The sequence below is a fragment of the Arthrobacter sp. ISL-65 genome, from assembly GCF_018613795.1.
Lineage (GTDB): Bacteria > Actinomycetota > Actinomycetes > Actinomycetales > Micrococcaceae > Arthrobacter.
In genome coordinates, this window is the sequence record NZ_JAGGPN010000002.1 from 40,452 (window position 1) to 52,323 (window position 11,872).

10 protein-coding genes and 1 pseudogene are annotated in these 11,872 nt (G+C 62.2%); 7 read left to right on the forward strand and 4 right to left on the reverse strand.

Annotation, left to right across the window (positions count from 1 at the left end; all coding sequences use genetic code 11):
• Nucleotides 1-139 precede the first annotated feature (139 nt).
• The 6 genes from J7I85_RS00730 to J7I85_RS00755 all read left to right on the forward strand — a co-directional run bounded on the left by J7I85_RS00730 (nt 140) and on the right by J7I85_RS00755 (nt 5,067).
• A complete protein-coding gene (locus tag J7I85_RS00730; protein WP_214845324.1) occupies nt 140-415 on the forward strand; it encodes a hypothetical protein in 276 nt (91 codons plus the stop codon).
• A gap of 216 nt (nt 416-631) precedes the next feature.
• Complete coding sequence (locus tag J7I85_RS00735; protein ID WP_214845326.1) at nt 632-883, forward strand: hypothetical protein; 252 nt, start codon at nt 632-634, stop codon at nt 881-883.
• Between the two features lie 479 nt (nt 884-1,362).
• Nucleotides 1,363-1,524 carry a hypothetical protein gene (locus J7I85_RS00740; protein WP_214845328.1) on the forward strand — a complete coding sequence of 54 codons (162 nt, stop codon included), beginning with the start codon at nt 1,363-1,365 and terminating at the stop codon, nt 1,522-1,524.
• Between the two features lie 240 nt (nt 1,525-1,764).
• Nucleotides 1,765-2,817, forward strand: a complete 1,053-nt coding sequence (locus tag J7I85_RS00745) for a 3-oxoacyl-ACP synthase III (protein WP_214845331.1) — start codon at nt 1,765-1,767, stop codon at nt 2,815-2,817.
• Nucleotides 2,818-3,578: 761 nt separating this feature from the next.
• Nucleotides 3,579-3,743, forward strand: a complete 165-nt coding sequence (locus J7I85_RS00750; protein WP_214845333.1) for a hypothetical protein — start codon at nt 3,579-3,581, stop codon at nt 3,741-3,743.
• Between the two features lie 538 nt (nt 3,744-4,281).
• On the forward strand, nt 4,282-5,067 hold the full coding sequence (locus J7I85_RS00755) for a ZIP family metal transporter (RefSeq protein ID WP_251023769.1): 786 nt from the start codon (nt 4,282-4,284) through the stop codon (nt 5,065-5,067).
• Between the two features lie 486 nt (nt 5,068-5,553).
• Here the strand turns inward: J7I85_RS00755 and J7I85_RS00760 are convergent, their stop codons facing one another.
• From J7I85_RS00760 to J7I85_RS00770, 3 genes are read right to left on the reverse strand one after another with little or no spacing between them, the layout of a single operon-like run.
• On the reverse strand, nt 5,554-6,693 hold the full coding sequence (locus J7I85_RS00760; RefSeq protein ID WP_214845336.1) for a low specificity L-threonine aldolase: 1,140 nt from the start codon (nt 6,691-6,693) through the stop codon (nt 5,554-5,556).
• Nucleotides 6,690-7,448 carry an SDR family NAD(P)-dependent oxidoreductase gene (locus J7I85_RS00765; RefSeq protein ID WP_214845338.1) on the reverse strand — a complete coding sequence of 253 codons (759 nt, stop codon included), beginning with the start codon at nt 7,446-7,448 and terminating at the stop codon, nt 6,690-6,692. The genes J7I85_RS00760 and J7I85_RS00765 overlap by 4 nt, the downstream gene beginning before the upstream one ends.
• Nucleotides 7,445-8,848 (reverse strand): DUF6421 family protein, encoded by a 1,404-nt coding sequence (locus J7I85_RS00770; protein ID WP_214845340.1) that lies wholly within the window; start codon nt 8,846-8,848, stop codon nt 7,445-7,447. The genes J7I85_RS00765 and J7I85_RS00770 overlap by 4 nt, the downstream gene beginning before the upstream one ends.
• Before the next feature lie 503 nt (nt 8,849-9,351).
• Here J7I85_RS00770 and J7I85_RS00775 point away from each other — a divergent pair.
• Entirely contained in the window at nt 9,352-10,914 is a 1,563-nt protein-coding gene (locus tag J7I85_RS00775; protein WP_214845342.1) for an amino acid permease, read from the forward strand.
• 285 nt (nt 10,915-11,199) lie between these two features.
• Here J7I85_RS00775 and J7I85_RS00780 read toward each other — a convergent pair.
• Nucleotides 11,200-11,778, reverse strand: a pseudogene (locus J7I85_RS00780) (recombinase family protein).
• Nucleotides 11,779-11,872 lie beyond the last annotated feature (94 nt).

Below are 11,872 nucleotides of genomic sequence, written 5' to 3' on the forward strand. Positions count from 1 at the left end.
CAAAAGATACGTAAGCTTGCTTATTATTTCGTCTACACCTAAAGTCTACAGTGTAGAGAAGTTGTCGACATGGTTTCAGTAGAGGGATCAGGGTTTGCAAGGCCGCCACGGCTGCTCACATCACCTCAAGGAGAACCACATGACTACACACTCCCAGAACGAACACTCCACCACTGTGCGCAACGCAAACGACATCAAGGTTTCGACCCGGACCCTCGAGTTCGCCGTTTACGTAGCCGCGGTCATCGCCACCATCATCACCGCCGCAGTGGTGGGCGACAACGCAAGCGAAAACGGTGTCGACGTCTTCAACGCCAATGACGCCATGCAGTACATCACTTGGCTCACCGTCGGCCTGATGGTGGCCCGTGGCCTGGCGAAGGCCGGCAACCGCGTTCACCGCAACAACGCCTAACCCGCGCTTTTCCGGCCCCGGCCGGAAACTGAGAGATCCTGGCGCGGCACCTAATGGTGCTGCGCCAGGCTCATCCTGGTCTGACCAGTGTTTGGCCTGCCGGAGCCGAAGAACCCGATACTCCCGCAGTTCCGCTCAATGTCCCGTGCACGGCATTGAGCTTGAGGCCGCTGTAGCCGAACGGCGGACACGCGCACCGTAGTGAAAAGAGCCACCGTGGCACATTCACAGTTCGACCAGTTCCTCCGGGAAGCCACCTACCGTGACCCGGAGTCCGACTCGACTCTTGACAGGGATGCCTTCTACGGGCTGTACACCAGCTGGTGCTACGTATCCCAAACCCCGCGAGAGTTAGAGCACACCTTCAGGGCCGCGATGAGACAGCGCCTCCATCCCAGGTACAAACTGCGCATGAAGGGCCCTGCGGCTGCGGACTACATCTTGACCAGCTACCACGCCGTGGTCTGACTACATTGACTGCAACTTCGAACAGCTACATCCCCCGGGACGCCCATCAGCCCCGCGGAAACACCCCTGGTGCGCGAACTGTGACACCGACCAGCACCTCGTGGCCGAATCCCCGGCCATCACCGGCCGGCAGACAGGCACTCTAGTCGTGGCAGTCCACTGCTCCAATTGCCGCCGGTCCCGCGTGCTGGACACGACCGAAGAGCACCTCGCGACCCTTCCTACACACTCAGCGAAGCAAGAAGGACTGGTCCACCGGAGCGACGGCTACTTCCACTGCGGAGAACCGATGTCCCTGACCGGGCCCCGGGCTGAAACCACGCTGCGGACATCTCCTGGCCGGTCAGGCGCCGTAAACTCACTGGCCGCCTACCTCTCCACCGAGGTACTGCGATGCCGGTGCGGTTTCCAGATGGAACTGCCCCGCTAACCCACCACCACCCTCTGCCCCAAGGGCAGGACCAGAGAGACCGGCGACCATGACGAACACCATCCCCACCACCGCACCCCCAGCCACCACCGTTAACGGGCAGGAAAACCTCACCAGAATTGAGGACCTTGACCTCACGCCCGACGGCCTCGCCGACGCACCGGCCCACCAACAGGACCCCTCAAGCATCGTCCACACCGGAAACAGCTAAGAACCCGCCCCCGAGCTGCGGCCGGCCCCAAACCTCACCGCCACCTGCCCCTACAGGAGTTCGGGTTGCCGGTTTTGGACCGACCGTAGCAGCTGAGGACAAAAGCCGAACCACGGCGCCGACGGGACAAGATCCACAAAACGCGCCCCCAGACGCCGGGGAGAAAACATGTTCGAAGCGGGGACAGCCCGCACGCGCGAAGACCCGATCAACTTGAGTTCGCAGAACTATGGAGCATGAATGCAGGACGGAAACGAACAGGGGCTTGAATTGGCAGGGAATGCAACCTTCCGGCATATCAATACCGCGCTGCTTTCGGTGAGCAGTGTCGAGGCTCCGAGGATCGTGAGTTCCATGGATTTCGACCGGAGGTTGGCTTCGACCCTGCAACGGCTGAAGTTCCCGCCGAGGCTGCTGGAGCGCGTTGCCGGAATAACGCACCGCCGCTGGTGGGCCGCCGGGACATCGTTCGATGATGCGGCAGTCGAAGCGGGCGCGAAGGCCCTGGCCGAGGCCGGCGTCGGGGCATCCGAAATCGGCCTGCTGATCAACACCTCGGTCACCCGGCGCAACCTCGAACCGTCTGTCGCGGTGAAGATCCACCACGGACTAAGCCTGCCGTCGTCGGCCATGAACTTCGACCTTGCCAACGCCTGCCTCGGATTCGTCAACGGCATGGCCCTGGCGGCCAACATGATTGACTCCGGCCAGATTAAGTACGCGATGATCGTCAACGGTGAAGATGCCCAGGCCACGCAGGAGGCCACTTTGGCCAGGCTGCAGCGGCCCGAGACGACCCGCGAGGACTTCAACCGCGAGTTCGCCACCCTCACCCTGGGCTCCGGCGCCGCTGCAGCGGTGCTGGGCCCGGCGGACGAGCACCCCGGCGCGCACCGGATCGTCGGCGGCGTGATGCGGGCCGGCACGGAGCATCATGAACTGTGCGTGGGCGGGATCGACGGCATGGCCACCGACACCAAGGGCCTGCTCGACGGCGGCCTGCAGCTCGTGGTGGACGCCTGGCACGAGGCCCAGCCGGAGTGGGACTGGGGCGCGATGGACCGCTACGTCACGCACCAGGTCAGCAATGCCTATACGAAGGCCATCATCGACGCCATCGACCTGGACCCGGACAGGGTGCCCATCACGTTCCCGCACTGGGGAAACGTGGGCCCGGCCTCCCTCCCCATGACCCTCGCCGCCGAGGCGCAGTCACTTAACGCCGGGGACCGGGTCTTGTGCATGGGTGTTGGTTCCGGTCTGAACACCGCCATGATGGAAATCGTTTGGTAGCCGCCGACTGGCCCGGCGTGGACCCGGAATGATCCCGGACAATCGGCGTAAGATCCACATCGCATTCGATGTGCCAGGGACGCTGCCCCGCTGGCACCTGTTGGACAACGGTGCCCAGCTCTCCCGCTATGGCCTGGCTCCCGCCGGACCCGGCTGTCGTGCCCACTAGAATGTTCGGCTTCTCTGGTTCAATTTTCGCGGAATCGTGCAAGTTCGATTGCAAGCCGAAATTGACGTAACTATGTCTCGCAGCCTTCTGCTCGACTCGGCGTGTTCATCGTTATTTACGAGGCACGTGAGAGCGGCACATGTCGGAGCTGAGCGGCGACGCGCGTTTCGACGCGGAAGCAGTTATCTGACCGGCAGCAGGCGGACCTTCTGGCCGCCGACGTTCGACGCGATGACCTCCATGTCTTCTCGCAGATGCGCTACGGGTTGACAGTGTGCAGTGAAGGCATCCGTCCCACTTCGGTTCCCAGGATGATCCAACGGGGAGGTCTTGCCGGTGTCGGTGGAATGTCGATTGCCATCAGGGCCACTGCATCGTGGAGGACACGTAGATGGTTGAAGAGCCCTTAGTTGTGTCCCTCACGGAGATGGAGGCGCGGGAACCTCGACTTCCAACAAAGCAATGGGCGCCTGCCTCCACGACTAAAGGGTTAATTGCCTGGTGTTGCCCTTGTTGGTCTCCAGACAGAACTACTCCGGGAGGAACCCGGGATCCGATTGCCCCCAGGCCAGGCGCAAGTACATCCTTAATGATGGCTAGGAAGTATCGGTGGCGGGTGGTGGTGACAAATGGCCTCGAGCGCACCGCGGTCTGGTTCGGCATGGCCGCCAGCAAGGCGGAAGCCGAAGCGCGGGCCCTTTCCGAACACCCCGGATGGTTCGTCCAAGAAGCTGACCGTGCTGTCCCGCCTTACTAGCTGGGCAGGGAAGCGGGGGCGGGCTCGCTCATCGGCCCGCAGTTCGGGCGGGCACTGGCGGCAGGCGGTGACGTCCCTTCGGAGTCCGCGAGGAGCCGGACGTTGTCCGTCGGTAGCCAGGCTGAGTGGTAGTGGCCCTCGTCATCCGGCCAGAGGACCCGGGCTAGATTCTGTATAGCCGTCGATACAGGCGCCTACCCGGCAACCACATGCACCTGCACCCGCACCGAGGATTACTACTGTGACGGCTTGTTTGTGGCCGGAATGATGAAACAACTTACGGGACGACAGTGTGATGCGCATTCCGAGCGGTTTCATATCAGGGGGAGTGTCCCCCCAACGGTGTTCCGGTTTCAAGGACAACGAGATGTTGAACCGGGCTGTCCACCGGGCAGTTCGCCGAATTCATCCAGGTTGAAATTTGCTTTCTTGGGCCTTAGCCAAAGCCCTTATCCTCGTGAGGTTACGTGCGAGGAGTTTGGGCTCTATCTTGCGGTTGTCTTCGGTTTCCGCAAAGAACCATAATAACCGTGTGGCAATGTCGCTGCTCTTTGGTGTCGTGACCTCCAGTGCCTTGATTCTGGGGGCATTCATCGGGGTGCGTTTCGAGTTGCCGAAGCGGCTCCTGGCGATCATCCTGTCCTTCGCGGCAGGCGCCTTAATTACGGCCCTGAGTTTCGAGTTATTCGAGGACGCCTTCCAGCGCGGCGGCATTTGGCTCGCAGCGATCGGCCTGTTTGTTGGTGCAGTCGTGTTCACTGTCTTGAGCGCGCTGCTAGACCGCTGGGCGCAGGCAGGCCAGAACCCGGTTCCAGCGGACGAACACCGGGGCAGCGCGAAGCTTGACACTGATGCCGCCGCCGCGGGCCGTGCGCCTTCGCCGGCGTCCACGCGGGGTGCAGCGGGCCTGGCTCTGCTGGCGGCCGCCACGCTGGACGGCGTACCGGAGAATCTCGCGCTGGGCGTCTCGCTCGGGGAGGGGACCGGAGGGCTGGCGCTGCTAGCCGCGATCTTCGTCTCCAATTTGCCCGAGGCCCTTGTCGGGGCAGCCTCAATGCGCAGCCAGGGCATGTCCACGCCTGCCATAGTTAGACTCTGGGGATTGTGCTCGGCTGTCCTGGTCATCGCCGTGATAATCGGCGCCGGGCCTTTGTCCGGCAGTGACCCTAAGACCATCTCGTTGCCGCTGGCCTTCGCGGCTGGCGCAGTGATCGCCGCGCTGGCGGACACCCTCATGCCGGAGGCGTTCGAGCACGGGGGACCGGCAGTGGCGCTGAGTACCGCCGCCGGCTTCGTGCTTTCCTTCGTTTTGTCCCTAGCATGAGGTACCAGCACCCGAGTTCCCTCATGCGCGACCCACCCAGACGTCCTTCACGGGAACGGCCGGCACCGAGACAAGCCCGAAATGCCGCGGGCTCTGGCCGGTCCGGTGGTAGGTAGCGCCATCACCGCTTCCTGTTGCCGGTAGTAGTAGCACGATTCTAGGAGCGCCATGGGTTGCCTGAGGCGGGCAGCAAACACAGAAAGTACGCATGCGGACTTGCCGCACACGTGGGCGGCATAACCCGAAAAGGCCCCGGGCTGCACAACATTCCGGCAAGTTCATCACCATCGTGGAGGACTGCCAGGGGAGTGCCATTCGGTGCGAACCTAACCGGCACCGGCACCCCGCCATCTCTGTATCGCCGACGCGAAAAAAGCCGGCCTGCTGACCGTGGGAGGAGAGGACGCGGCAGCCCTGGTCTCTGTTTTGTTCTCGCCGACGCGGGCGCGGCCACTTGAGGCCGCGCCCACTGGAAAGTAGCCGCCACTAGTTGGCGGTTGCGTCTCCTTGGTTAGACGTTTGCTGTGAAGCTAGGGAGCTTACGGCAGCTTCAACGGCAGCCACGAGAGATTGGACATCGGTGTCGGTGGTGTCCCAGGAACACATCCACCGGACTTCACCGCGTGCTTGGTCCCAGTCATAAAAGCGGAAGGATTCCCGGACTTTCGCGGCTGCCCCGGGTGGAAGGACGGCAAAGACGCCATTGGCCTGTGTGGCTTGCGTCAGGGAGACACCGTCGATGGCCGAGATCCCTGCGCTGAGGCGCTGAGCCATCTCGTTGGCGTCACTGGCGGACCGCATCCACAACCCATCCGTCAGCAGGGCTATCAGTTGCGCGGAGACAAACCGCATCTTTGAGGCAAGCTGCATGTTCATCTTGCGCAGGTAGTTCATGCCCGGGTCGGACTGTGAGTTGAGCCAGACAACGGCTTCGCCGAACAGCAGCCCGTTTTTGGTGCCACCAAAGGACAGGACGTCGACGCCGACGTCGGTGGTGAATGCCCGCAAAGGAAGCCCGAGATGTGCTGCAGCGTTGGCCAGCCTTGCTCCGTCCAGGTGCAATTTCATTCCCTTCGCGTGGACGTGATCAGCGATGCGTTGGATTTCTTCCGGCGTGTAGCAGGTGCCAAGTTCGGTGGTCTGGGTGATCGATACGGCCAGCGGCTGTGCCCGATGCTCGTCTCCCCATCCCCAAGCTTCGGCGTCGATCAATTCCGGGCTGAGCTTGCCATCCGGAGTGGGGATCGGGAGGAGCTTTATTCCGCCAATGCGTTCCGGGGCGCCGTTTTCATCGGTATTGATATGCGCTGTTGCCGCGCAGATGACAGCGCCCCAGCGCGGGAGCAGGGTTTGTAGGGCAAGGACATTGGCCCCGGTTCCATTGAAGACGGGATATGCGGTAGCAGCTGTCCCGAAGTGGCATTGGACGACCTGTTGGAGCGCCGCTGTGTAGACGTCTTCGCCATATGCGGTGACGTGGCCTTCGTTGGCTGCCTGAACTGCTTCGATGATTTCCGGGTGAGCCCCGGCGTAGTTATCCGACGCGAAGCCACGGTAGTTCGGGTCGTGCAGGCGCCCGGCCAGTTCCAGCGGGACCCCTGCTTTGGAATCGACGTTAACGCTCATGCCAGTGCACCAACAAGGTGTCCGGCCGTGAGGGGCAAGCGCCGCCCGTTGATCTGTTCTGCCTCCAGGTCGAAGATCCGCTCTACAGCGTCGGCAAGGACACTGACATCGGTGAATCCCGGAAATTTGCGTTCCGGCTGGGCTGCGCGCATCCGGTCATCGACCAGAGCCTTGACGATGAAGACCAGGGCGGCTGAGTGCTGAGCGGAGATGGGGCTTTCGTTTCCTCCCTGCAGTTGCCGGAATCCGTCGGCCACGGCCAGGGTCCATGCCTCAGCGGCAGACTTGACGGCAGCATAGGCGGCGCCATCCGCTGTCGGGGAGGAAGCGGACTGTGCGGAAACGATGGCCAGGCGTCCGGCCGGGGAGGCAGCCAAGTCATCGTAAAACGCGCGGCTGGTGTTCCTCAGGGTGGTGAGGACGCTGGTGTGCAGGAAGTCCCAGTCGTCGTCCGTCTGGTCTTTAACGCCTGCACCGCCGCGCCACCCTCCGACAAGATGGATAAGGCCGTCCACGGAACCTAGATCGTTTCGGACAGACTTCGCCAAGTTTTCAACGGCCCGCAGATCCGCGAGGTTGCAGACATAGCCTGTGACGTTCTCGTACGTGCCCGAGAGCTCCTGCACTCGGTCCTCAAGAATGTCCACGGCGGCTACGCGTGCCCCTGCTTGCGAGAGGGTACGGACGACTGCAACGCCGGCAGCGCTTGTCGAACCGGCGACGACGACCGTTCGCCCCGAGAGATCCTGGCTCATGCGCCTGCCTCGCCCGCAGTCTTCACAGGGCTCTTACCGGTGATCCCGGCAGTTGATTCAATGACCGGGCGCATCTTCTTCTCCAGTGCCTCGTAGAACATTGACAGGGGGAATTCGTCATCAAGGACCTGGTCCGTCAGTCCCCGCGGAGGGCCGTCGAGCGGAAGGGCGCCCGGTCCCTTGGTCCAGGCGGAGGACGGGTTGGGGGTGAGGGTTTCCGAGACGAGCTCATAGGCAGCCAGCCAGTGTGCGGTCTTCGGCCGGTCGATTGAACGCCAGTAGAGTTCCTCGATGCGGACACCCAGCTCGACGACCACGCTGGCGACGTCCTTCCAGTCGATGCTCAACTTTCCATCGGTCCAGTGCAGGACCCGGTGCTGGTGCATCCAGGCGAACAGCAATTGGCCGCCCACGGCGTCGTAGTTGCGGACCCGGTTCCCGGTAATCGCGAAGCGGAAAATGCGATCGAAGATCACGGCGTATTGGACCAGCTTGGCGTGTTTGCGGGCGTCCTCGGAAGCCGTTTCGTCCCGTTCGATGAGGACTGATTCGCGGAAGGCGGTCAGGTCACAGCGAAGCTCCTCGAGGGAGTACAGGAAGTACGGCATCCGCTGCTTGATCATGAACGGGTCAAAGGGCAGGTCACCGCGCATGTGGGTCCGGTCGTGGATTAGATCCCACATCACGAAGGTCTTTTCCGTGAGGTGTTGGTCTTCGAGCAATTCCGCGGCGTCAGCCGGCAGGTCCAGGGAAGTAATGTCGGCAGCAGCTTTGAGGACGCGACGGAACCGGGCGGCTTCGCGGTCCGCGAAAATGCCTCCCCAGGTGAACGAGGGGGTGCTCCGGACCGACACGCTCTCGGGGAAGAGTACTGCGGAGTTCGTGTCATAGCCGGGCGTGAAGTCGGCGAAGCTGATGGGGACGAACAGCTTGTTGGAGTAGTTTCCGGCCTCCAGTTCAGCGACGAAGGAAGGCCAAATAACCTCGATGAGGACGGCCTCAAAGTAGCGGTTGGTGCTGCCGTTCTGCGTGTACATGGGGAATACAACCAGGTGCGGCAGCCCATCGATGCGCCACTGCTCGGGGTGGAAGGCTACCAACGAGTCGAGGAAATCAGGTACGCCGAAGCCCTCGGACGCCCACCGCTGGAAGTCCTGCACGAGCAGTTCAAGGTATTCCCTGTCGTGGGGAAGGTGCGGACGCAGGTCGACGATTGCGCCAGTGATGACACTGACATTCTGGCGGGCCTGGTCGTGGTTAGACGGTTCCGGAACGGAACCGTCCTGCGCTTGAACCCGCTGCAGTCCAATGACGGCCGTCTTTAGAGCCTGCCATGCCGGGAGCGCCTTGAGGTCTTCTGCTCGGCTGGTTGTCACTTCGGGGCTTGCGAGGACAGACATGTTCGTTCCTTCCGTTGAGGGGGTCCCGAAGAACGTAGCAATGGATAAGCATGCATGATGGGTCTTTTCACGAAGCGTAAGAAAGTCTTGTGCTCAGAGCCTCGCTTTTCAGGCTATTAGTAAGACTTCGAGCATTTGTCGGGCAACATTCGCTTCGCCGACGGGCTCTTTCTTTCCATGTGTTAGCTTGATCACCGTCCTTCCCGGCCGGGCCCGCCGGAAAGCTCAACCCACCGCAGCTACCTTCCCGGAGGCACCATGGAACTCAGCTCCCCCACGCAAACAGATAATCGGGCGATCACTCCCGGCCCCCATGAAACCGGTCTGTGCTTCGGCTCAAGACTGTTCCTCAGCCCGGGGTGCACCACCGCACAGGCAGGACCCCTCGGGGCCTTTTTGGTCTACCGGCTCGGCACGGCCATCGTAGAAGCCTGCACCCGTCGAGCCAAAGACGGCACGGGGAATCTGAACCGGATCGCATTGATGCCCCTTGGCGGTGTTGCATGACACCAACGAGCACAACTTCCACAGAAATCAAACCCGATGCAGTGGCACAACCCGGATCCTCCCTAGCGCCAGGGGCAAGCCGCGCCTCCGACGAAACCACCAACGAACTCAAGCGCGGGCTGAGCAGCCGCCACCTGCAGATGATTGCCATAGGCGGTGCAATCGGTACCGGGCTGTTCGTGGCCTCGGGCGGCACCATTTCCCAGGCCGGTCCCGGCGGTGCGCTGGTCGCCTACGCGCTGGTAGGACTGATGGTATTCCTGTTGATGCAGTCACTGGGCGAAATGTCGGCCAAAATTCCGGTCGCCGGTTCCTTCCAGTCCTTTGCCACCCGTTTTGTCTCCCCGTCCTTTGGGTTCGCGATCGGCTGGAACTATTGGTTCAACTGGGCCATCACGGTGGCCGCCGAGCTGGTCGCGGCCGGAATCATCATGGACTTCTGGTTCCCGGGGGTCCCCGGCTGGGTGTGGGCCGGGATCTTTCTGCTGGTGTTGACCGGGCTCAACGCCCTCTCGGCCAAGTCCTTCGGTGAGTCGGAGTTCTGGTTCTCCCTCATCAAGGTCACCGCGGTGGTGCTCTTCCTGATCGCCGGAGTGCTGATGATCTTCGGCGTCCTGGGGGGTAACTCCCCGGGGCTGAGTAACTGGGAAACCCGCGATGAAGTGTTCCACGGGGGTTGGGTCTCGATCATCTCGGTCTTCATGATTGCCGGGTTCTCCTTACAGGGCACCGAGCTGGTGGGTGTGGCCGCAGGCGAAGCCAAGAACCCGCGTCGCGAAGTGCCGAAGGCCATCCGCACTGTCTTCTGGCGCATCATGCTTTTCTACATCGGTGCCATCTTTATCATCGGCTGCCTGATCCCGTTCACCGATCCGAGCCTGCTCGCCTCCGGCGAGGCCGATGTTGCAACATCGCCGTTTACCCTGGTCTTCTCGCGCGCCGGGATCGCCTTCGCAGCGGCCCTGATGAACGCGGTGATCCTGACCGCCATCCTGTCCGCGGGCAACTCCGGACTATATGCCTCCACCCGGATGCTTTACGCCATGGCCCATGACGGCATGGCCCCGAAGGTCTTCGGCCGAACCAATGCACGTGGCGTGCCGATCCCGGCGTTGCTGGCGACCGCGGCCGTGGGACTCTTCGGGTTCCTCTCCGCGATCGTCGGTCAGGGCGCGGCCTACTCCTGGCTGCTGAACATGTCAGGCCTGTGCGGCTTCATCGTCTGGGCAGGGATCGCGGTCTCCCACTACCGTTTCAGGCGCGGCTTCCTGGCCCAGGGGAACAAGGTCAGCGACCTGCCTTACAAGGCGTCCCTGTTCCCCATTGGCCCACTGCTGGCCTTCGCCCTGCTGGTCCTGGTGATCGCGGGACAGAACTACGAGGCTGTGCTTGCCGGGAGGGTGATGGAGGTGCTTTCCTCCTACATCGGGTTGCCGGTCTTCATTGTCCTATGGCTGGCTCACCGCTTCACCACCAAGTCCAAGGTGGTGCCGCTGCTCGAGATGGATCTCACGGCACCTAAGGACCTCGAGGACGAACCCCGCGGCGGCACCCAGTGACGATGCCGCCGCGGGCCTACCCCACGCATTGAACGGGAAATAGGGGAGCCGGGTGAGAACTGCACCCGGCTTTCCCTGTTGCCCGTGTAGGTCAATAACGACCGTTTCTGCGTCCCGTCACTAGGCGCATAGTTGGCCAGTGGTGTCCGTGACTGTTAACGGCGAATGGCGGTTAAATCGCAGTTCAAGATGGCGGTTTTCGAACCCTTCGCCTGTAGATTTTGCCCGCACCTTGCCGGCGTTTTGTGATCGCTTGGTGTCGCTCTAAGTGGGGATGCGACTCGACTAGCTTGTGAGTGCCCGGGACCGTCTATAAAACGTCCCTGGGGACATTCCGAGATCGCGGGCAATTTGCGCTGCGGGGTCGCCGCCTTCGACCAGGCGGACAGCACTTCGTATCTGACTGTCAGTGACCCTGCGGGGCCTGCCGCCAAGATCTCTTCCGGCTTCTCTGCGTTTGCTGATGGAATCGGTGACGCGTTCGCGCTTGATCTCGTGTTCCATTTCCGCAAGGGCGGCCATGATCGTGAACAGCATCGACCCCATGGGTGTCGCTGTGTCTACGTCGCCTCCGCCCAGGTTCAGGACGCGCAGGCCCGCACCTCGGCTGCGGAGTTTCGTCGGCGAAGGCAAGCACGTTCTGGGTGAACCGCCCGAGCCGGTCCAGCGTCGTGACAAGGGTGTCGCCCTCGATCAGCGCGTCGAGCGCCCGATCGAACTGGGGTCGTGAGGATCGTGCTCCAGACACACCGTGATCCACGTATAGGTCATCGCGTCTGACGCCGGCCGCCAGCAGTCCGCCTGCTGCCGGTCAGCCCGACTGCTGCCGCGTGGAAACGCGGCATAACCGATCAGTTTCGGCACGGGCTGCTCCTATGTGTTTCATAACTAACGATGAATACACCGATTCAACCAGAAGGTTATGCGACATAGTTATGAGCTGGGGAGCCGCTCCGCG